The organism is Planktothrix prolifica NIVA-CYA 540, assembly GCF_963864145.1.
Lineage (GTDB): Bacteria > Cyanobacteriota > Cyanobacteriia > Cyanobacteriales > Microcoleaceae > Planktothrix > Planktothrix agardhii.
Map to the genome: position 1 here is coordinate 209286 of NZ_CAWLTW010000001.1, position 20563 is coordinate 229848.

Consider the following 20563-nt stretch of genomic DNA (forward strand, 5'->3'; position numbering starts at 1 on the left):
AAGTCTGACTGCTTTTAGAATAACGATATATGCGATCGCCAGATTTAGAAAAAAACTTTAAATCCCATCACCCCTTGGCCATTATGAAAGATTGGGAGACTGACTCCTTGATAGAAATTACCCCGTCTAGTTCCGCAAAATTGGACAATGAAAACAATCATTCCGATCACAATAGTCCTGTTCCCGAACCTACCGAGGAAGGAGAACGGGGATTTTTACCCGTCCTGAGAAACAAAAATTTCCTCGCCCTTTGGAGTGGACAACTTTTTTCTCAACTAGCAGATAAAGTTTATTTAGTATTAATGATTGCAATTATTTCGACTCGATTTCAACAAGCTGATCAAACCATTAGTGGTTGGGTATCAGCAATTATGATGGCGTTTACCATTCCTGCAATTTTGTTTGGGGCGGGTGCTGGAGTATTTGTAGATCGATGGTCAAAAAAAGCGGTTTTAGTGATTACTAACTTATTACGCGGGGGTTTAGTTATGGCTTTACCCCTAATTTTATGGCTATTTCAAGATCAACAATTCGGTCAATTACCCGTTGGGTTTTATATTTTATTAATCACCACTTTTTTAGTTTCTACCTTAACTCAATTTTTTGCCCCGGCTGAACAATCGGCGATTCCTTTAGTTGTGGAAAAACGTCATTTATTATCCGCTAATTCTCTTTATACAACAACCATGATGGCGTCGGTTATTGTGGGGTTTGCGGTGGGAGAACCTTTATTAGCCCTAGCGGATTTAATTTCCAATCAAATCGGTTTACAATCTATAGGGAAAGAATTAATTGTCGGGGGAGAATATGTAATTGCTGGGTTAATTCTGATGCTTTTAAATACCCAAGAAAAAAATAATAATTCTGACCATGAACAACCTCATATTTTAGAAGATTTACGCGATGGAATTCGTTATTTAAGCAATCATACTTTAATTAGAAATGCTTTATTACAATTAATTATTCTGTTTTCAATTTTTGCCGCCTTAGCGGTTTTAGCCGTGCGTTTAGCGGAAATCATTCCTGAGATTAGTTCCTCCCAATTTGGCTTTCTATTAGCCGCAGGAGGGGCTGGAATGGGCATTGGTGCAACGGTTCTGGGTAATCTAGGTCATAGATTTACCCATTTCCAATTGGCGTTAATTGGTTCTTTTGGAGTCGCTGGATCATTAGGGGGATTATCCCTATTTAATGAACGATTATGGCCGACTTTGATCTTAATTTTATTATTAGGAATTTTTGGAGCAATTGTGGCGATTCCGATGCAAACCACAATTCAAGCCGAAACCCCCGAAGCAATGCGAGGAAAAGTCTTTGGTCTTCAGAATAATGCGATTAATATTGCCTTGAGTTTACCCTTAGCTTTGGCGGGATTTGCCGAAACCTTAATTGGGTTATCTAATGTATTTTTAAGTTTAGCAGGATTAGCGATCGCCGGAGGTTTTATAACTTGGTTAATCTCTCGAAATGCACCCCATATTATAGAAGGAGAAAAAACTTAAGTTATAATTTAGCCAATAATTTTATAATTTAGTTAACAATTTTATAATCTAGTTAACAATTTTATAATTTAGTTAACAATTTTATAATCTAGCGAACGAGGACGTTCGCACTGCTATTAATTAATATTTGATTATAACGCAGTGCGAGTGTCCTCACTCGCTGGTATTTATAACCAACACTCGCTAATACTCATAACCAACACTCGCTAATACTTAGAAAACTAAATCCTATGAATGATGATCTTTTGTTGTTAGAAAAAGTAGCTCAATTTGTGTTAACAGGTAAAGGAGAAAAGCCAAATTCTTCTATTATCGCTGAAACCTTAATTAGATGTGAAAATCAAGCCAAAAAAACCAAAGAAAAGCATAGCTTTGAATCCTTGGTCGGAAATTGGCGACTTTGTTGGGTAAGTGGAACCCAGAAAATCCGTAAACAAGCCGGATTTGTTAAAGGAAGTGGATTTTATATTCCTAGTTTTTTGAATCTACAAATTATCTATTCTCGATATCCCCATCCCCTCTTAACAATAGAAGCACCCACAGAAATAGACGCCGGAATTATTCAAAATTGCGTTCAGTTAAATCAGTTTAATTTAACCCTAACTGGCCCCGCTAAATTCTTAGAAAAAAAGAATATTCTCGCCTTCGATTTTACCAATCTTACTTCTAAACTGTTTGGCTTAAATATCTATGATGGTAAAATGCCCGGAACCTCAAGTAATGCCCAACAATTTTATCAAGATTCCATTAAAAAACAAGCCTTTTTTGCCTTTTTTGTGATTACTCCTAATCTAATTGCAGCTAGAGGTAGAGGCGGTGGTCTTGCCCTCTGGACAAAAGTTTAAAAAGCCGATCCCAAACCCTTGTATCATAGAAAATTAAGTGACTTTTGAACACTGAAATTACACCCTAAATTTTGCATTTGTAATCAACTATGGCAACCCTGAACGATAACTACCTCAAACTCAAAGCCGGATATCTGTTTCCCGAAATTGCCCGCCGGGTGAATGGGTTTGCAGAAGCCAACCCCGACGCCAAAATCATTCGTTTAGGCATTGGCGACGTCACCGAACCCTTACCCCAAGCCTGTCGTCAAGCCATGGTTCAGGCCGTCGAAGACATGGGCAACCGTGACACCTTCAAAGGTTATGGCCCCGAACAGGGTTATGCTTGGTTACGCGAAACCATCGCCGCCCACGATTTCAAAGCCAGAGGTTGCGATATTGACGCCGATGAAATCTTCATTTCTGACGGTTCAAAATGTGATACCGGAAATATTTTAGATATTTTTGGAAACGATAATATTATCGCCGTGACTGACCCGGTTTATCCCGTTTATGTCGATACAAATGTGATGGCAGGACATACGGGAGATGCAAATGAAAAAGGAGAATATGGGGGATTAGTTTATATTCCAATTACGGCGGAAAATAATTTTACTGCTGCTATTCCCACCCAAAAAGTTGATTTAATTTATCTCTGTTTTCCCAATAATCCCACCGGAGCAACGGCAACAAAAGAACACTTAACCGCCTGGGTAGAATACGCTAAAGCCAATGGTTCTATTATACTATATGATGCGGCCTATGAAGCGTTTATTTCTAACCCTAATTTACCCCGTTCTATCTATGAAATTGAAGGAGCAAAAGATTGCGCTATTGAGTTTCGTTCCTTCTCCAAAACCGCCGGATTTACCGGAACTCGTTGCGCCTTTACTGTTGTTCCAAAAACCTTAACAGCTAAAGCTAAAGATGGTTCCGATGTGGAATTATGGAAGTTATGGAATCGTCGTCAAGCCACTAAATTTAACGGCGTTTCTTATATTATTCAACGGGCGGCGGAAGCGGTTTATTCGGAAGCAGGAAAAGCTCAAGTTAAGGCGTTAATTCAATTTTATATGGAAAACGCCCAAATTATTCGGGAGCAATTAACCGCGGCCGGATTAAGCGTTTATGGGGGAGAAAATGCCCCCTATGTTTGGGTGAAAACACCCCAAGGTTTATCGAGTTGGGATTTCTTTGATAAGCTCTTACAAACCTGTAATGTTGTCGGGACTCCTGGTTCTGGTTTCGGTGCTGCGGGGGAAGGTTATTTCCGTATTTCTGCTTTTAATAGTCGGGAAAATGTAGAGGAAGCCATGCGTCGTATTACCGATAAGTTTAAGGTTTAAAATATTGGGTGGGCTTTGCCCACCTTCGTTTTTATGTACGATATTGAATACACACCCCAAGCCCTAAAAGACTTAAGGTTTTTTAAAAAGTATGAACAACAACAGATTTTAGAAGGAATTAGCTTACAATTACGTTATGAACCCACTCTTGAAACTCGTAATCGCAAGCAAATGCGACCTAATAATATCGCTGAATGGGAATTGAGACTTGGTGAGTTTAGAGTGTTGTATGATGTAGATGAACAGGTTTTTATTGTAGACGTTCAACGAATTGGTGAAAAAAGAGGTAATACTTTTTTCTTTCAAGGTCAACAGGAGGATATAGAATGATGAACTGGAATTATCGTGTTTTTCAAGAACCTAATGGTGACTATATCATTCGTGAAGTCTTCTATGCCGAAGATGGCTCAATTATCAGTTGTACACAAAATGCAGTAGAACCCATCGGTCAATCTTTAGAAGCATTAGCTAAAGATATTAAAGCTTTTCAAGAGGCGTTAACTTTACCTCTCTTAACGTTAGCCGATATTCCTATTAGTACAACGAAAAAGCGTCATTATGAACGCCATAATAATATTTCTCATGAACAGTTAATGGCAGAACTTGGATTATGCGAACCCTTGAAGAATTAATTACAGAAGCATTGTCTTTACCCAGTGCATCAAGAGTGCTTCTCGTCGAGAAATTAGTCGAAAGTTTGGAGTTTGATATTGATGAAACGATACAAACACTATGGATAACAGAAGCAAAACAGCGTCGAGATGAAATTCGGACTGGTATAGTGCAACCCATACCAGGGGAAGAAGCATTAAGTCACGTTCGACGGTTATTGGACAAATGAAATACGTTTTTCATCCCGCAGCGCTGGCTGAATACTCTGAAGCAGTCGAATATTATGCCAATATTAGAGTTGAGTTAGCACAAGCCTTTATTAACATAGTTGAACAAGCTGTTTTCAAGATTATTGAATCACCGACTCGTTATCCTATCGTTGATGAAGATATTCGTCGCTGCTTAACTCGTCAATTTCCCTATGGAATTTTATACACTATAGAACCAGATTATATTTTAATTTTAGCCGTTATGCACTCTAGCCGAAAACCTGGATATTGGAAAGAGCGATCGCAATACATTTTATGATATATTTTAGCTAATTAATACCTAGTTAAATCATGACGGAACTCCCACGCCTGCTCTAAGGCAACGGGTAAAAACTCCCCAAGGTTTATCAAGTTGGGATTTCTTCGATAAGCTATTACAAACCTGTAATGTTGTGGGAACTCCGGGTTCTGGTTTCGGTGCGGCAGGTGAAGGATATTTCCGTATTTCTGCTTTTAATAGTCGGGAAAACGTAGAGGAAGCCATGCGAAGAATTACCGAGAAGTTTAAATCTTAAATTGTTGGGTGGGCAATGCCCACCTTGTTTCCAAACAATTAAGATATTAATTAGATAATAAAGTCTGTAAACTGATAGTAATTACATCATCATTTAAAACTTGAACACATTTAATTTTAATTTTATCTTCCGTTTTTAAAATTGTCTTACAAGTTAATTTTCCTGATTTATCAGGAGTTTTTAAAATATTATATAATTGACTATCATCATCTGTAAATCTACCATCTTTATAAAATAAAATTCCCTGAAAATCTATATATATTGTTGCTTCATCATAACCTCTAATTGAATTTAAGTGATTATTGAGAACAAGTAGCATATATAATCTCGTCATAGAACAACTAAATTTTTCTTCAATGTTTTTTAATTCCTGATCTTTTAGGGAAGATTTTAATTCAATTAAAAGAATATTTAATTGATAACTACTTTCATATTTTTTTAAAATTAAAATAGCACATTCAGTTTTTTTACTGCTAGTTGAAATACCAGCTAACTCTTTTTCTAAGTCAATTTTCCAAATTCTTTCAATTGTTGATGTATCATCAGAATAATTTAATTCATTAATCAATACTTTTCTTAGTGTTGGTTCATCTTTTTCTTCATTTTTACTTTCAATAATCTGGATTGTTTCGTCTTGAAAATTGTTAATTTCAATGATAAATTCTTCTTGAGCTAAAGCTTGATGTAATTCATCTCTAAGGGACAGAAAATCTTGATTTTGAGGATTATTTAAACAGTATTTTTTTCTGTTTTTCGGCTTTTTACTCATTTTCAGACTCATCCTCCTCGCGGTCAATATAATCAGTCAGAATACGGAGTGATTTTTCTAAATTGTTTTCAACTTCTTTAAAATTTCTAAAATAAATACTATAATCACCACTTTTATACTCCATAATTTTATCCCCAGTAAAAAAGTAAACTCCTACCTTTTCTTTGGCGATTGAAACATCAGCATCAACATATTTTAATTGATGTTCCTCGATAATATTTTTTACATTAATTTGATATTCATTTTTTAAAACATCTAAATAAATATAATTATTAATCGCATTAGCTAAAATTGGACTATGAGTTGTTATTAAGACTTTATTATCTCTTGCACTAACAAATTGTAACAATATGTTTAATAAATTAATTTGATTTTCAGGATGTAGATTTTCTTCTGGTTTATCCATTATCAAAAAATTATTATGTTCCGCTACCCAATATTTAAGATATAAATATAAAGGGGTTAATTGGTTAACAGAAGAAGAAGCTAAATACATCGGTAAACTATTACCATTAACATCCAATTTAAAATAAAATTCTATAGGTGCAATTCCTTCTTGACTCAGAGGTGTTATTTCACCACCCATAATTTCTTGTAGTTTTTGAACCATATTGAGATAAAATTCTTGATTTTTTATTTCTTGATTCTCATTGAAAGAACATAAATAATCAATAATCTGATTCATTGGTTGTTTACAAGGTCTTTTCTCAAAATTAGTATTCAATTCTTGAAGTTTAGTATTCAATTCTTTTTGATATACTGATAATTCAATTCTTCCTTCATTGTTTGTCATCATTTCACTTAAAGTTTGTAAATTTTTAGCAATTTCTTCTCCTTCTTCTCTTTTAATTTTATAAATATAACTATAAAATATGGGAAGAAAGCTACGACTAGCAGGTAAGAAGAAAGTTTTATGATGATGTCTTAGTAACATTCTAATTATACTGGTAATTAAAAAAGTTTTCTTTTGTTGAATTAAATTTTCAGGAGAAATATTTCTCGATACCGAATCAAAAAAGTCTTCAGATAACTCTTTCTGGTTATCGTCTTGTAATTTTATTTTTTTTAGCTCTGATATTTCATAAATAAACTCAATAATTATCCTTAAATATTTTGACTCTTTTCCAATATTGAAAGCATATGTATATCTTCGGAGGTAATCTTCTAGAAAAGAACTATACTTTTTAATGATTTCACAAATTAATTTAGGATTTACTTCAACTTCATTTTCAATAACATTATCTTGAATAAGATCTAAATTATCTTCAGCAAATTTTTCAATTACATCCTGATTAAAAATTGTCCATAATAATTGAGCGACATAACTTTTTCCACTGTTGTTACGTCCAACAAAAACAAAAAAATCTTTTGCTAAATCAATCTCTTGAGTATTATTTTTTATTGCTCCTAAATTTTTAATAATTAACTTCATATCAATTAATTTTTTAATGAGTTTTACTTTATATATAAAGTAACTGAAGGGGTGAGTTAGGGCAACCCATCCCAGTAATTATACTATACCACAACCTCCTCTAACTTAGGCATCTGATCCAGAGGAATCACCCGTCCGAAATCCTCAAAACCTTCAATCTCACCAAAATTGAGATAACTGCCGCCAATTCCGCCGAACCCAGATATACCCTTGCTCCCTTACCCATGCGATGATTAAAATTACGGGTAGAGGTGGAGAACACCGTCGTATTATTCTCAACTCTTGCCTGATTTTCCCTACAGAGCGAATATCCTAGCATTTCTGTCCTTATTATGCCAACGGATCACTATAAAGAAATAAAGGAAAAAACAGAACAGACGCTATGGATAACAGGAGCAAAACAGCGTCGAGATGAAATATGGACTGGTATAGTTCAAGCGATACCAGGGAAAGAAGTATTAAGTCAGATTTTGAGGAGTGTAAATTATCTGGCGAGTACAACTTCTTATCCCTAAAGTTAATCTATAATTAAAATATCATTTCCACTTTCTAAAATCTATGCCTGAAACTAAAATTAGTTTAGATGAACCCCTGCAAAATGCTCTCGCTGAAATTTCACGCGAAACGGGGAAAACTCAAAGTCAATTAATTAGCGAAGCAGTTGAACGATTAATTAAAGACTATCAACAGCAAACTCGATATTTATTAATACAAAAAGCCAAAGGAATATGGGCTGATCGAGAAGATATAGATATCCCTGATGTAAAACAATTACGTCAGGAATGGCAGAGATTTTAACAATTTTTATTGGTCAATATGCCTAAGATTTTATTAATTGATACCGATGTTTTAATCGACTTTTTACGAGGGCGATCGCAAGCTGTTACTTACTTGGAAAATTTAATAGAAGAATCTATTTTAATTTCAAGTATTACTGTTGCTGAACTTTATTCAGGCGTTCGGGAAGGGAAAGAAAGAGAGGTGTTAGATACCTTTTTTCTTGCCTTTGAAATTGTGCCTATTAATGAAGAAATTGCTATTAAAGGGGGATTATATCGCCGAGATTATGGAAAAAGTCATGGTGTAGGACTGGCTGATGCGTTAATTGCTGCTACTGCTGAAGTTAAACAAGCTCACTTAGTAACTTTGAATCAAAAACATTTTCCAATGCTAGATACTGTGATTGTTCCTTACAAAAAACAATAATTTATTCAATTGTAATCAGGTTGATTTTAATGAGTGGTAGTGTGATCGCCGCTTCGTAGGCTGGGTTGACAACAGGAAACCCAGAATTGCTTTTCTCTGGTAGCACTAACCAGAAGCCAGATTGCACTTTAAGCTGTAACCGTAGATGCGATCGCAAAGCTAAAATGAGACAGCGATCAGTGTATCGGTTTTGAGTTAGAGGCGATCGCTGATAAACTATCTATAGAAACAAAAATATAAAATTTTTAAGGAGATAAATATGACCTTTAGTGAAGTCGTAGAAGCTATTAAAACCCTATCATTGGGCGAAAAAAAAAGAGATACAATCTCTTTTGGAACAGTTTTTAAGAGAAGAGCAACGTGACGAAATTTATCAAAACTATTTATTAGCCAAACAGAACGAGAAAGAAGGAAAACTAAAATTTTCCTCAGATATTGATCAACTAATGCAGTTTTTAGCTATCTTTAAAGGTGTGGTATCTACAAACATTAATTCTTCCGATTTTACTCTGGGTTAACTATTTTTATCTCCCGATGTTCAGACCTCTGGCAACATTAAGAATTAAGAATTACGAGTTAAGAATTAAGAATTACGGGCTAATTCATTGACTCCTAATTCGTAATTCGTAATTAATAATTCTTAATTTTTTGAATTGCCCATTTTGCCCTAGCTCTAACTGCCAGAACTTCATCAATATTTGCTAATTGTTGTAACTGTTCTTGAATTTTATTCAACCATTCTGGTTGAGTTTTTTGAATAGCTATTGCTAAACCCTCTAACCCAAAAACACCCGCATATCTAACAATCCATTCGGGATCTTCTACGGTTTTTTGTAATATTTTAAAAGTTTCAAATTGAGCATCAGCAAGTTGTTCAAAAGGTAATTTATCCCAGTGAATATTCCCTAATCCTCTGGTAGCTGCCCGACGAACACTTAAAGCAAAATCACTCCCGGCGGATTCTAATAAAACCTCTAAACCACGAGGATCACCAATACCTGATAAGGCACGAATAGCCCAAGCCCTTGCCCCATAATTATAACCATCCAATTGTTCTAATAAGGGAATAACCGCAGGTTCACCCAACTGAGTTAATCCATCCACCGCAGCCACCGCAGCCCCAGGATTATTATAGCCTAAAACGGTAATTAATGTCGGAATTGCTTCAACAGAATTAGCTTGAGCTAAGGCAGAAACAGCTTTAAATAAAGAGGCAGCAGAATCAGCTTTTTCAACAGATTGAATTAATATTTGTACAGTCATATTTTTACTATTAGCTAATATTTTTTATAATAAATAATCCATTAATTCCATGACTTCAATTGCTGATTCAGACAAATTAAAATCAGAAGTATCGGTTAATTGATATTCTAAAACTCCTTTTAAAGCAATTAATTTTAAACTATTTTCTGCAAAGGTTTCGGCGATCGCTTTTGCCCCAGGTAAATATCCAATTGCCCCTAAGTCCATTAAGGCGGTGCGGCGTAAGGTTAAATCATTGCCTTTTAACGCCTCTATTAACCGTTCTCCGTAGCTATTTTCGCCCGTTAATTGATACATTGCTCTGAATGCCGCATACCGAACTTTAGGCACGAAATGTTCTACAAACGGTTGAACAAACGGTATCGCAACGGTGGCTTTTAAACTGCCTAATGCTTCTAAAATGGCATCATAGGGTTGAACTAAATAGGGTTTTCCAGGGACAAATTGAGCGACTTCTAATCCCCCTTCTAATAATTTTATTAAGACGGGAACACAACGCTCATCCCCTAATTGTTCTAAGGATTGAGCCGCCGCCTCTCGAACATAAACATCAGCACAGTCTAAACATTCAATTAATGCCGAAACTGCCCGTTTATCTCCTAGTTTTCCTAAAGCTCTAGCCGCATTTCTGCGTAGGGGATAACCGCCTTCTTCAGTGCGATCGGATTCATCATTTAAAGCTAAAATCAAGGCATCTACCGCCCCCTGTTCATTCACTCGAAAACGTCCTAACCACCAAGCCGCATAATAGCGATGTCCTAATTCTTCATGGCTAAGATTAGCGATCGCTTGTTCAATGGTTAAAGATTCTTCCTCTTGAGTGCTATTGTTTTCCGTTGATTCATGCCCTAAATCTTGCATTATGTTAAGGTGTACTGTTTTCAACCTATTGATCATAGCAGAAATCAGCAATCAAAGGGAAGTCCAGATTTAAGTTCAACAGGACTTACGCAGATGCGCTATGCGTATATCTGCCATGACTTACGCAAGCACGCTATTTTTGATGGTTAAATATCACCAGGAGAAAACATAATTAAATGGCGTCTTAACTTTCCCAACCTCAAATCACTCATTAATCCATTTATTGATTTTTCATTCCTTAGCTGTAATGCGATCGCCCGATTCCACATTAATTTCCGATTGCTTTTTAATATAATCAATCACCACATCCGCCAATAAAAATCCCGTATCAACTTGATTTTTACCCGATTTCATCACCTCATAACCATCTCCCCCAATCGACATAAAATTATTCGCAACGACTCGATAGGTAGCAGTTAAATCTATGGGTTTTTCTTGTCCCGATTGATCAACAATAGTAACGGAAATAACGCGATCACCCGCCGGAGCTTTGGGGTCATAAATAAACCTTAATCCTGACACTTGGGGGAATCTTCCCTCTCCTAATTCCACTTGACTGACACCATGTTCTAAGGCTTGTTTGAGTTGTTCTCCGGTTAAATCTAAACGAGCAATTGTATTCCCAAAAGGCATGACTTCAATCACTTGACTAACACTAATATTTCCGGCGGGAATACTAGACCGAATTCCTCCAGAATTTAATAGGGCAATTTGAGCGCCATCGGGTCTTAATTTATTTAACATGGCATCGGTAATTAAATTACCTAAATTAGTTTCTTGAGTTCTAACTAAATCTCGACTTCCTTCTAAGGGAGTTAAGGTTTTTCCAATAATAGTTTGACGTAAGACCTCTAGGGAAGCGGAAAATTTTTCTAACTGTTTGGCAAAGTTGGCATCCGGTTGAATTTGATCATCAATAGCATGGGGTGTTCCTTTCCAAGAAATTACTTCTCCTCGGCGATTAAATTTAACTTCTAAATCCCCTAAATATTTCCCCCATTCCCAAGACGTGACTACTAAAACTTTTTTACCCTTTGGTGTGGTTTCAACAATAGGATAGGGTTGTTTAGCATTGGGCATCGAACCTAACGGTGTGTGGCTATGTCCGCCGATAATAATATCAATATCATTGACGGTTTTAGCCAGTTCTAAATCCGATTCTAAGCCAATATGGGTTAACCCAATAATTTTATTCACTCCTTGTTTTTTTAACTCAGAAACCGCTTTTTTTGCTGCTTGAATAGCATCAGTAAAACGTACTCCTTCCCCTGGACTTGACATATTAGCTGTAGCTTCTGTGGTTAAGCCAAATACCCCGATTTTTTTACCTTTAACCGATAGAATTACCCAAGGTTTTACTAACCCCGCCAAGGGAGAATTAGGCGCGATTTCAAGATTAGCCGAAAGCATAGGAAACTTGGCTTTTTTAATGAAATTAGCTAAAACAGTTTGTCCTCGATCAAATTCATGGTTTCCCAGGGTAACTGCCTGATAATTCATCTGATTATAAAAGGGTAAATCCGCTTGACCTAAATATTGATTAAAATATAAAGTTCCTTGAAAAATATCCCCGGCATCTAGGAGGAGGGTTTCTTGAGAATTTTTGGTTTTTAAACTATCAATCAGGGTTTTACGTCGGACAATGCCGCCTAGTTCCTTGTCGTTAACGGTAACGGGTTCTAAGTGGGCATGATGATCATTGCTATGGATAATTCTTAGGTTAAATTCAGGATTGAATAATCCTAAACTGGGGGGTGCGATCGCTAAAATTATTCCGACAAAAAATAAGATAAAACTGTATTTTAATATTCGTTTCATAAGTTTGATTGAAATTGATATTTCCCTACGGAATGAATGATTTTAAACACTCCATAGGGAAATATAGCATAATTATGAGACAGTTTTAGATAAAATTTAACAAGTTGTGATTTGAGTTTTATGTTACTCCTGAGTCGTTTGCTCTACTGGGGTTTCTGGTGAATTTGATTGCTCATGAACTACTTGGGGGACTTCATAACTAATATCGCCAAAAACCGAAATAAAATTCCCCATTTCCGGGGTATCATTGACTACAGAAAACTGCTCAGGATACAGAATTACATTTTCATATTCAAAACCCGATTCTCCGGTTTCACTAAGAATAGTCAGGTCAACCGCATATCCCTCTTTAGGATGTTCATAACATTCGATTACTGTTCCAATTGTTCCCTTGGGAATTAGGGATTTTCCCAAATCTGCGGGAATATCCACTAATGTTTTAATCCGATCATAGGCTTGTGCTTTCATTTAAAATCCTAAAATGGAGTTAATTTATTATACTGGCATGAAGCAGTCAAAAGTATTATCCGGTGTTCCCTATTACCTATTCCCTATTCCCTATTACCTATTCCCTATTACCTATTACCTGTTATTGTTCAAATAGACTATAATGGCAGAATAAATTGAATAAGATGGCAACATGACCAACTCCAAAATAACAGGGAAAACCCTTAACCCCAACCCAGAGCATCGCAGCGACGGTAGCGAACTCAATCCTGCTGAAATTCCCACAAATGATCCCCAATCTCCTGATATTGCCGCTGAAACGGGCTACACTAAAGATGATGAAGGTTTGCTCAATAACTTTGCGGTCGAGCCTGATATCTACCCCTCGGAATATCCCTCAACCCGACAACAAAAACGATATATTTTCTTAGGAGCGGGGGCGGTTTTGTTCGTTGTTATTTTGCTAATGATTACCTTTTCTGTTAGCTAAATATTAATAGGTAGTGAGCAATGAGCGATCAAAAATGGGCGATAGTCAATTTTGGAATAGGTAATAGGTAATCTGATAATTTTGATATATAGGATAAAATCATGGAAACTGCTACAATACCCACACCCTTTGAGTTAACTATTGAACTAACAGATGACCAGTTTTTTCAGCTATGTCAAAATAACCGGGATTTGAGATTTGAGCGCAGTGCATCGGGAGATTTAACTATTATGCCCCCCACAGGTAGCGAAACTGGCAACCGGAATATTAAAATTAGCACTCAATTAGAAATCTGGAGTTGTCAAAATAATTTAGGATTAGCCTTTGATTCTTCAACGGGTTTTAGACTTCCAAATGGTGCAAATCGCTCCCCCGATGCTGCTTGGGTCAGTAACCAAAAATGGGAGGTTTTAACCACAGCAGAAAAGGAAAAATTTGCTCCCCTATCTCCCGATTTTGTTGTTGAATTACGCTCAAAAACTGATTCCTTAGAAAAGCTACAGGCTAAAATGCAAGAATATATAGAAAATGGGACAAAATTAGGATGGTTACTAGATAGACACAATCAGCGTGTAGAAATTTATCGCCCTAATCAAATAGTAGAAATTATCCCATCTCCCCAATCTTTGTCGGGAGAAAATATTTTACCAGGATTTATATTAGATTTGACAAATATTCTCTGAAATTATGTATAATTTTGATATATATAGCAATCCTAAATAGGTTGTAACATTTCAATACTGATATGAAACAGCCAGAAGTATTACCCCAGATCCCTCCCCCCTAGCCCTGCCGTGCACGGGGGTTTGGGGGGGCTGTTCCGGTGTTCCCTTTTGATCAGGAATTTTGAACACAACTCAAATAGGATTGCTATATGTGCCAGTCCAAATCAGTTGTCTAAATTGCTTAAAATCAAATTCATCGTAGGGCGAAGCGTGCCGTCCCCCTACAGAGGACTAAATTAGGATAAAATCATGGAAACTGCTACAATACCCACACCCTTTGAGTTAACTATTGAACTAACAGATGACCAGTTTTTTCAGCTATGTCAAAATAACCGGGATTTGAGATTTGAGCGCAGTGCATCGGGAGATTTAACTATTATGCCCCCTACAGGTAGCGAAACTGGCAACCGGAATATTAAAATTAGCACTCAATTAGAAATCTGGAGTTGTCAAAATAATTTAGGATTAGCCTTTGATTCTTCAACGGGTTTTAGACTTCCAAATGGTGCAAATCGCTCCCCCGATGCTGCTTGGGTCAGTAACCAAAAATGGGAGGTTTTAACCACAGCAGAAAAGGAAAAATTTGCCCCATTATCTCCTGATTTTGTTGTTGAATTACGCTCAAAAACTGATTCCTTAGAAAAGCTACAAGCAAAAATGCAAGAATATATAGAAAATGGGACAAAATTAGGATGGTTACTAGATAGACACAATCAGCGTGTAGAAATTTATCGCCCTAATCAAATAGTAGAAATTATCCCATCTCCCCAATCTTTATCGGGAGAAAATATTTTACCAGGATTTGTATTAGATTTGACAAATATTATCTGAAATTATGTATAATTTTGATGGGGATTTAAGCCCCTACAAGAGTGTTGTATCAGTAAGGAGCGATTAATATGAATATTAAAAAATAATTAAAAAAACTCAAATGTATTGACAAAAGTGTTTATTTAAGTTAACGTTTTAATTTTTGAAAACCATTTGTTTATGTGTTCATAGAAAATTATCTGACTAAGAAATAAAATTTCAATTCCTGTACCAATCCCTTTTAATTACCTTCGTTAATATGAAAGAAAACACCCAGAATAATAGCCCTGAACAGCCAGAAAAGTTTTTTGTGGTAGCCATAGGTGCATCAGCCGGAGGTTTACAACCTTTAGAAGAATTTTTTACCAACTTACCGAATAATCCCGGTGCGGCTTTTGTAATTTTGCAACATCTTTCTCCCGATTTTCCTAGTTTGATGCCAGAATTAATTCAAAGGCGTACCTCCTTAGAAGTTGAACAGATAAAAGATGGGGCACAATTACATCCTAATCATATCTATGTATTGCCCCCGCGTCACACTTTAACAGTCGAAAAAGATTACTTACGATTAAAACAACATCCTTCCGAGCGGATAAATGATCCGATCAATATTTTCTTCAAATCCCTCGCCGCGCAATGGGGAGAAAAAGTGATCGGAATCCTGCTATCTGGAACTGGAAACGATGGTACAGAAGGATTACAAGTTATTAGTCAAAAAGGCGGAATCACCCTAGTTCAATCCCCAGAAACCGCCCAATTTACCAGTATGCCGAGTAGTGTCATACCTTGTGATTGCTTGGATGGGATTTTATCCCCGCAGGATTTAGCCCAGGCGGTTTATAGTTTAGTCGGCTATTCCCTCAACTATCCCATTTCTCAGGTCAAAGCCGGAGATTTAATTCCCGTCGAAGAATTTGAACAAATCCTCGGTATTTTATCCAAATACGAAAAAATTGATTTTTGTCAATACAAAATTAGTACCCTAAGTCGTCGGATTCTGAATCGTTCTGGTATTACCCAATCCCCGGATTTGACTCAGTATATTGTCTTATTAAACCAATCAGAAACAGAAAGAAAATTACTCCGTCAAGACTTATTAATTGGCGTCACCCAATTCTTTAGAGATTCTCCCGCCTGGGAATTAATGGAACAGCAGGTTTTACCAGAGTTAATCGAATCTTTAGAACCCCAAGAACAAGTCCGAGTCTGGGTTCCCGCCTGTGCTACCGGAGAAGAAGCCTATTCCTTAGCTATATTAATTGATGAAGCAATTCAGGCGGCTAATAAACAGATCAGCGTCAAAATGTTTGCCACTGACCTCGATAGTAAAGCCCTGGAAGTAGCATCTCAAGGAACGTATAACGAAAGTATTAAAAATAATATTACTCCTGAACGTTTAGAGAAATACTTTACTTATAAATCCGGCTCCTATCAAGTTAAACGGCATTTACGCGAGATGTTAATTATTGCCCCCCATGATTTAACTAAAAATGCGGGTTTTTCTAAAATGAATTTGATTAGTTGCCGGAATGTGCTGATTTATATGCAGCCTCTACTTCAGCAACAAGTATTACGCTTACTGCTTTTTTCTTTAACTTCCCAAGGGATTTTATTTTTAGGAAATGCCGAAACCTTGGGAGAAATGGAAACAGAATTTATTCATATCAATCAAAGATGGAAAATCTTCCGCAAACACCGAGAAGTTCAACTGAGTTTAATGCCCGCATCCCACCCAACACTATTAGCTCCAGTTACGATACCACCCGTCTCTAATTGCAATATTTTTCAGTATGAACGGATTTTAGATTCGGTTTTTAATCTTTGTTTTGCAGAACAACGTCTGACCTGTGTATTAATCAATCAAGACTTCCAATTGCTGCATATTTTTCATAATGGTGCAGATTTACTATCCTTTTCCACGGGCAAGCCTAAATTAGATATTACGGAACTGGTTCCCACTCCTTTAAAATTACCCATGAAAACAGCTATTCACCGTGCTAAACGGGAACAACAAAATATTTTATATACGGGAATTAATTTGTTTAGAAATGGGGTGAATGAGACCTTAAATTTAAAGATAGCATTTCCCAATAAATACCCAATCATTAATGAATTTATGTTGGTTTTATTGGAGGTAAAAACAACATTAGAAAACAAATCCAATCAAATTGAGTTTCAGGTTGATATTGAAACCGTTAAACAAATCACTGAATTAGAATATGAACTGCAACAAACCCGAGAAAATTTACAAGCGACTATTGAAGAATTAGAAACAACCAATGAAGAACAACAGGCTACCAATGAGGAATTACTGGCTTCTAATGAAGAATTGCAAAGTACCAATGAGGAATTGCAGTCGGTAAATGAAGAACTTTATACCGTTAATTCAGAATATCAGATTAAAATTCAACAACTCACCGAACTAACCAGCGATATTGATAATTTACTTCGCAGTACCGATATCGGAGTCATCTTTCTGGATAATGATCTGAATATTAGAAAATTTACCCCGACGACCAGTAATATTATTAATATTCTTCCCACTGATATTAACCGCCCCCTAACCCATTTTACCCATAATTTAGACTGTCCTAACTTAGTTGAAATTTTATCGAATTTTGTGGTATCTCAAATTCCCATAGAATTAGAAGTGATCAACCAAAAGACTCAAGAACAACTCTTGATGCGAGCGCACACCTATAAAGGGGAAAATAATCACAATGATGGAGTAGTTGTTACCTTTGTCAATATTAATGAGTTAAAAAAATTTCAAAATCAACTCCAAGCCAGTAATAATTGGTTAGACAATATTTATATTAATAGTCCCGTGGGATTATGTTTACTGGATCAAAATCTAAAATTTGTTAAAGTTAATGAAAACTTCGCCAAGATTAATAATTTGTCCGCAGTAGAACATATTGGCAAAACCGTACAGGAGTTATTTCCTGAATGGGCAAATATTTATGAACCTTTGATGCGTCAAGTCTTAGAAACGGGTGAAACCCTGAGAAATGTAGAATTTAAAACCCTAACCCCGGTGTTTTTACAAACTCGATATTGGATCGGTAGTCTTTATCCGGTTTTATTAGAAGATGGACAGTCTGGAGTCGGGGGGGTAATTACAGAAATTACCGAACAACAACAGATTCAAAAAGAGGTAAAAAGAGCAAAAGATCGCCTAGAAGAAGCTCAAAGTATTTCCCATCTGGGAAATTGGGAATTGAATCTCCAGACTGAAAAAATGCTCAGTTCCAAGGAATTATTTAGGATTATTGGTTTTGATTTTAATTTAGGAGAACCCACCTTAGCCCAGTTAATTACTCGCATTCATATTGAAGATCAAGCTAGATTTTTAGAGGCTTTAGAACAACTCAAAACCCAAGGGATTGCTTATGATATAGATATAAAAATTATTCGTTGTCATGATGGGGAAATTCGGCATATTAATGCTATTGGGAAGCCCGGTTATAATCAAGAGAATCAGATCACAAATATTTATGGAACAATGCTAGATATTAGCGATCGCAAACAAGCCGAAATCGCCCTATCCGAAGCCAAGGAAGGCGCGGAAGCTGGAACTAAAGCCAAAGCTGATTTTCTAGCTAATATGAGTCACGAAATCCGTACCCCGATGAATGGCGTGATTGGGATCATTCAACTTTTATTAATGACCGATCTTTCCCCGGAACAAAAAAAATTAGTTGATATGATTCGGGATAGTGGGAATCTGCTCCTAACTATTATTAATGATATTCTTAACTTATCAAAAATTGAATCGGGGAATTTTGAACTAGAAGAACATCCTTTTGTTTTAAGAACTGTCATTCAGTCGGTCTCTGATCTCCTCCAGAGAGAAATTTTAGATAAAAAAATTCACTTCACCTATTCGATTGATCCTGATATTCCTGATGGTTTTTTAGGAGACAGTGATCGATTGAGACAAATCTTCTTAAATTTATTAGGAAATGCGGTTAAATTTACTGATAATAGCAGTATTTATATTAATATAATTGGTCAACCTATTTCTGATCAGAAATATCAGTTAATTATCTCAATTCAAGATCAAGGAATTGGGATTAATTCCGATAAAATCAATGATCTATTTCAACCCTTTAACCAAGCAGATACCTCTATTAATCGTAAATATGGCGGTACGGGTTTAGGATTAGTAATTAGTAAAAATTTAGTGAATTTAATGTCAGGAACAATTTGGGTGGAAAGTCAGGGGAATATTGGCGGAAATCCTCCCCCAGATTTTTTCCTAGAGCCCGAAGAACCTCAAACCCAAGGTTCAACCTTTTATTTTACCCTACAATTAAAACTTGCTTCTGAGAGCGAGATTAATTTACTAACAAATCCCGCTTTACCTCAAATCAAAAAAATTTATGATCAATCGCAATTAAAAATTTTGATCGCCGATGATGATGAGATTAATCAAGAATTTGGATTATTACTGCTGAAAACTTTTGGCTATGATGCTGATATTGCTAACAATGGATTAGAAGTATTAGAATTGTTAAAAAAACAATCCTATGATATAATATTAATGGATATGCAAATGCCGGAAATGGATGGTTTAACCGCCACCAAAATGATTCGTGAATCTTCCCAAACTCAACCCTGGATTATTGCGGTTACGGCTAATGTTTTGGAGCGCGATCGTCAAAAATGTTTAGAAGTAGGAATGAATGATTATCTGAGTAAACCGATCATGATTGAAGATTTTAACGATGCTATTTCTAAATATTTGGGATCACTGATTTAAGAGGATTTCACGGATTTCACGGATTTTAATCTGTGGTATAGCAGGGAACAGCCCCCAAACCCCCCGTGCACGGGGGGCTAGGGGGGAGGGAACAGGGGGAAAACACTTTACCGTCTGGGTTCCAAGATCCGTCTGGTGTCTTAACTGCCTTGGCGGTTGCTATAATCTAAAATATCCCAGAAAATCGAAGCACGCTGATTCTAAACTCCGCCAAATCTTTCAATTGGCCAAAAACGAAAGACGGCGCGACCAATAATATTTTCCTTGGGAAGAAAACCCCAAACATGGGAATCATTACTATCGTTGCGATTATCTCCCATGACAAAATAGGAATTATCAGGAACTTTGACTGGGGATAATTGATAATGGGGTTCTTCAGCAATATAACGTTCAAATTGGGGTTCATTATCAATATAAACCCGACCATTTTTAACTTCAATGATTTGACCCGGTTTACCAATAATTCGTTTAATAAAGGCTTGATCAGCCCCATAGCCAATTTCTTGTAATTGCGAAGGAGGAGTAAAAACAATAATATCACCAAATTGGGGAGATTTTAAATAATAGGATACTTTTTCTATGACTAAGCGATCATTTATTTCTAAGGTCGGAAACATCGAATCCGAAGGAATAAATCGAGGTTCAGCCACAAAAGTTCTAATTAATAATGATAATCCCAGTGCGATCGCTAAAATTACAATATTCTCTCGGATTTGATTCCAGAGACTTTTTTCAGGAATAGTAGGTTGTGGCTTTTGAATAGCTGGTTTTTCCATGGTTTTAGCGGTAGGGAACAGGGAATAGGGAATGAGTTTGCTGGATTTAGAAGTGTCCTAACTGTAATTCGTACCTCTATAACATTTTTATCTATAAAAACAAATTAAGAATTAAGAATCATAGCGGAATTAC

General features: G+C 36.2%; 22 protein-coding genes and 2 pseudogenes. 16 read left to right on the plus strand and 8 right to left on the minus strand.

Annotated features, from left to right (window positions below; all coding sequences use genetic code 11):
- The first annotated feature begins 29 nt into the window (after positions 1-29).
- The 8 genes and pseudogenes from AC559H_RS00885 to AC559H_RS00920 all read left to right on the plus strand — a co-directional run.
- Positions 30-1502 carry an MFS transporter gene (locus tag AC559H_RS00885; protein WP_081692286.1) on the plus strand — a complete coding sequence of 491 codons (1473 nt, stop codon included), beginning with the start codon at positions 30-32 and terminating at the stop codon, positions 1500-1502.
- 230 nt (positions 1503-1732) lie between these two features.
- A complete protein-coding gene (locus tag AC559H_RS00890; protein WP_026793429.1) occupies positions 1733-2347 on the plus strand; it encodes a hypothetical protein in 615 nt (204 codons plus the stop codon).
- A gap of 89 nt (positions 2348-2436) precedes the next feature.
- Positions 2437-3672, plus strand: coding sequence for an LL-diaminopimelate aminotransferase (locus AC559H_RS00895; protein ID WP_026793430.1), 1236 nt, complete (start codon positions 2437-2439; stop codon positions 3670-3672).
- Between the two features lie 33 nt (positions 3673-3705).
- Positions 3706-4002 (plus strand): type II toxin-antitoxin system RelE family toxin, encoded by a 297-nt coding sequence (locus AC559H_RS00900; RefSeq protein WP_026793431.1) that lies wholly within the window; start codon positions 3706-3708, stop codon positions 4000-4002.
- Positions 3999-4304 (plus strand): hypothetical protein, encoded by a 306-nt coding sequence (locus AC559H_RS00905; protein ID WP_036833140.1) that lies wholly within the window; start codon positions 3999-4001, stop codon positions 4302-4304. Before AC559H_RS00900 ends, AC559H_RS00905 begins: the two co-directional genes overlap by 4 nt.
- Positions 4283-4513 carry an addiction module protein gene (locus AC559H_RS00910; protein WP_026793432.1) on the plus strand — a complete coding sequence of 77 codons (231 nt, stop codon included), beginning with the start codon at positions 4283-4285 and terminating at the stop codon, positions 4511-4513. Before AC559H_RS00905 ends, AC559H_RS00910 begins: the two co-directional genes overlap by 22 nt.
- Positions 4510-4812 carry a type II toxin-antitoxin system RelE/ParE family toxin gene (locus AC559H_RS00915; RefSeq protein WP_026793433.1) on the plus strand — a complete coding sequence of 101 codons (303 nt, stop codon included), beginning with the start codon at positions 4510-4512 and terminating at the stop codon, positions 4810-4812. The genes AC559H_RS00910 and AC559H_RS00915 overlap by 4 nt, the downstream gene beginning before the upstream one ends.
- Positions 4813-4879: 67 nt before the next feature.
- Positions 4880-5068, plus strand: a pseudogene (locus AC559H_RS00920) (aminotransferase class I/II-fold pyridoxal phosphate-dependent enzyme); the annotation flags it as partial.
- Between the two features lie 46 nt (positions 5069-5114).
- Here AC559H_RS00920 and AC559H_RS00925 read toward each other — a convergent pair.
- The 3 genes and pseudogenes from AC559H_RS00925 to AC559H_RS00935 all read right to left on the minus strand — a co-directional run.
- Complete coding sequence (locus AC559H_RS00925) at positions 5115-5837, minus strand: hypothetical protein (RefSeq protein WP_026793434.1); 723 nt, start codon at positions 5835-5837, stop codon at positions 5115-5117.
- A complete protein-coding gene (locus AC559H_RS00930) occupies positions 5830-7269 on the minus strand; it encodes an AAA family ATPase (protein ID WP_026793435.1) in 1440 nt (479 codons plus the stop codon). Before AC559H_RS00930 ends, AC559H_RS00925 begins: the two co-directional genes overlap by 8 nt.
- An 83-nt stretch (positions 7270-7352) precedes the next feature.
- Positions 7353-7597 (minus strand): annotated as a pseudogene (locus tag AC559H_RS00935) (hypothetical protein); the annotation flags it as partial.
- Positions 7598-7601: 4 nt separating this feature from the next.
- Here AC559H_RS00935 and AC559H_RS00940 point away from each other — a divergent pair.
- The 4 genes from AC559H_RS00940 to AC559H_RS00955 all read left to right on the plus strand — a co-directional run bounded on the left by AC559H_RS00940 (position 7602) and on the right by AC559H_RS00955 (position 8993).
- Positions 7602-7784 (plus strand): hypothetical protein, encoded by a 183-nt coding sequence (locus AC559H_RS00940; protein ID WP_036833141.1) that lies wholly within the window; start codon positions 7602-7604, stop codon positions 7782-7784.
- Positions 7785-7827: 43 nt separating this feature from the next.
- On the plus strand, positions 7828-8067 hold the full coding sequence (locus tag AC559H_RS00945) for a ribbon-helix-helix domain-containing protein (RefSeq protein WP_026793436.1): 240 nt from the start codon (positions 7828-7830) through the stop codon (positions 8065-8067).
- A gap of 18 nt (positions 8068-8085) precedes the next feature.
- Positions 8086-8475, plus strand: coding sequence for a type II toxin-antitoxin system VapC family toxin (locus AC559H_RS00950; protein WP_026793437.1), 390 nt, complete (start codon positions 8086-8088; stop codon positions 8473-8475).
- A 332-nt stretch (positions 8476-8807) separates the two neighbouring features.
- On the plus strand, positions 8808-8993 hold the full coding sequence (locus AC559H_RS00955) for a hypothetical protein (protein WP_330949682.1): 186 nt from the start codon (positions 8808-8810) through the stop codon (positions 8991-8993).
- 112 nt (positions 8994-9105) lie between these two features.
- Here the strand turns inward: AC559H_RS00955 and cpcF are convergent, their stop codons facing one another.
- From cpcF to AC559H_RS00975, 4 genes are all read right to left on the minus strand, one after another.
- The gene (gene cpcF, locus AC559H_RS00960) at positions 9106-9738 is read right to left on the minus strand and encodes a C-phycocyanin alpha-cysteine-84 phycocyanobilin lyase subunit CpcF (RefSeq protein ID WP_026787490.1); all 633 of its coding nucleotides are present in this window, start codon (positions 9736-9738) and stop codon (positions 9106-9108) included.
- A 24-nt stretch (positions 9739-9762) separates the two neighbouring features.
- Positions 9763-10599, minus strand: coding sequence for a C-phycocyanin alpha-cysteine-84 phycocyanobilin lyase subunit CpcE (gene cpcE, locus AC559H_RS00965; RefSeq protein ID WP_026793438.1), 837 nt, complete (start codon positions 10597-10599; stop codon positions 9763-9765).
- A gap of 231 nt (positions 10600-10830) precedes the next feature.
- Positions 10831-12417 carry a bifunctional metallophosphatase/5'-nucleotidase gene (locus AC559H_RS00970; RefSeq protein WP_026793439.1) on the minus strand — a complete coding sequence of 529 codons (1587 nt, stop codon included), beginning with the start codon at positions 12415-12417 and terminating at the stop codon, positions 10831-10833.
- Between the two features lie 123 nt (positions 12418-12540).
- A complete protein-coding gene (locus tag AC559H_RS00975) occupies positions 12541-12885 on the minus strand; it encodes a hypothetical protein (protein ID WP_036833144.1) in 345 nt (114 codons plus the stop codon).
- Between the two features lie 172 nt (positions 12886-13057).
- Between AC559H_RS00975 and psb34 the strand changes: the two genes are divergently transcribed.
- The 4 genes from psb34 to AC559H_RS00995 all read left to right on the plus strand — a co-directional run bounded on the left by psb34 (position 13058) and on the right by AC559H_RS00995 (position 19654).
- Entirely contained in the window at positions 13058-13354 is a 297-nt protein-coding gene (psb34, locus tag AC559H_RS00980; RefSeq protein WP_026793440.1) for a photosystem II assembly protein Psb34, read from the plus strand.
- A 101-nt stretch (positions 13355-13455) separates the two neighbouring features.
- Positions 13456-14037, plus strand: a complete 582-nt coding sequence (locus AC559H_RS00985; protein ID WP_026798412.1) for a Uma2 family endonuclease — start codon at positions 13456-13458, stop codon at positions 14035-14037.
- Positions 14038-14328: 291 nt separating this feature from the next.
- Positions 14329-14910, plus strand: a complete 582-nt coding sequence (locus AC559H_RS00990) for a Uma2 family endonuclease (protein ID WP_026798413.1) — start codon at positions 14329-14331, stop codon at positions 14908-14910.
- A 238-nt stretch (positions 14911-15148) separates the two neighbouring features.
- Positions 15149-19654, plus strand: coding sequence for a chemotaxis protein CheB (locus AC559H_RS00995; RefSeq protein WP_026793441.1), 4506 nt, complete (start codon positions 15149-15151; stop codon positions 19652-19654).
- 200 nt (positions 19655-19854) lie between these two features.
- Here the strand turns inward: AC559H_RS00995 and lepB are convergent, their stop codons facing one another.
- Positions 19855-20430 carry a signal peptidase I gene (gene lepB / locus AC559H_RS01000; RefSeq protein WP_051319696.1) on the minus strand — a complete coding sequence of 192 codons (576 nt, stop codon included), beginning with the start codon at positions 20428-20430 and terminating at the stop codon, positions 19855-19857.
- Between the last annotated feature and the right edge of the window lie 133 nt (positions 20431-20563).

Coding starts and splice junctions, on each gene's coding strand:
- AC559H_RS00885 (WP_081692286.1), top strand. CDS start 30: ATGCGATCGCCAGATTTAGAAAAAAACTTTAAATCCCATCACCCCTTG.
- AC559H_RS00890 (WP_026793429.1), top strand. CDS start 1,733: ATGAATGATGATCTTTTGTTGTTAGAAAAAGTAGCTCAATTTGTGTTA.
- AC559H_RS00895 (WP_026793430.1), top strand. CDS start 2,437: ATGGCAACCCTGAACGATAACTACCTCAAACTCAAAGCCGGATATCTG.
- AC559H_RS00900 (WP_026793431.1), top strand. CDS start 3,706: ATGTACGATATTGAATACACACCCCAAGCCCTAAAAGACTTAAGGTTT.
- AC559H_RS00905 (WP_036833140.1), top strand. CDS start 3,999: ATGATGAACTGGAATTATCGTGTTTTTCAAGAACCTAATGGTGACTAT.
- AC559H_RS00910 (WP_026793432.1), top strand. CDS start 4,283: ATGCGAACCCTTGAAGAATTAATTACAGAAGCATTGTCTTTACCCAGT.
- AC559H_RS00915 (WP_026793433.1), top strand. CDS start 4,510: ATGAAATACGTTTTTCATCCCGCAGCGCTGGCTGAATACTCTGAAGCA.
- AC559H_RS00925 (WP_026793434.1), bottom strand. CDS start 5,837: ATGAGTAAAAAGCCGAAAAACAGAAAAAAATACTGTTTAAATAATCCT.
- AC559H_RS00930 (WP_026793435.1), bottom strand. CDS start 7,269: ATGAAGTTAATTATTAAAAATTTAGGAGCAATAAAAAATAATACTCAA.
- AC559H_RS00940 (WP_036833141.1), top strand. CDS start 7,602: ATGCCAACGGATCACTATAAAGAAATAAAGGAAAAAACAGAACAGACG.
- AC559H_RS00945 (WP_026793436.1), top strand. CDS start 7,828: ATGCCTGAAACTAAAATTAGTTTAGATGAACCCCTGCAAAATGCTCTC.
- AC559H_RS00950 (WP_026793437.1), top strand. CDS start 8,086: ATGCCTAAGATTTTATTAATTGATACCGATGTTTTAATCGACTTTTTA.
- cpcF (WP_026787490.1), bottom strand. CDS start 9,738: ATGACTGTACAAATATTAATTCAATCTGTTGAAAAAGCTGATTCTGCT.
- cpcE (WP_026793438.1), bottom strand. CDS start 10,599: ATGCAAGATTTAGGGCATGAATCAACGGAAAACAATAGCACTCAAGAG.
- AC559H_RS00970 (WP_026793439.1), bottom strand. CDS start 12,417: ATGAAACGAATATTAAAATACAGTTTTATCTTATTTTTTGTCGGAATA.
- AC559H_RS00975 (WP_036833144.1), bottom strand. CDS start 12,885: ATGAAAGCACAAGCCTATGATCGGATTAAAACATTAGTGGATATTCCC.
- psb34 (WP_026793440.1), top strand. CDS start 13,058: ATGACCAACTCCAAAATAACAGGGAAAACCCTTAACCCCAACCCAGAG.
- AC559H_RS00985 (WP_026798412.1), top strand. CDS start 13,456: ATGGAAACTGCTACAATACCCACACCCTTTGAGTTAACTATTGAACTA.
- AC559H_RS00990 (WP_026798413.1), top strand. CDS start 14,329: ATGGAAACTGCTACAATACCCACACCCTTTGAGTTAACTATTGAACTA.
- AC559H_RS00995 (WP_026793441.1), top strand. CDS start 15,149: ATGAAAGAAAACACCCAGAATAATAGCCCTGAACAGCCAGAAAAGTTT.
- lepB (WP_051319696.1), bottom strand. CDS start 20,430: ATGGAAAAACCAGCTATTCAAAAGCCACAACCTACTATTCCTGAAAAA.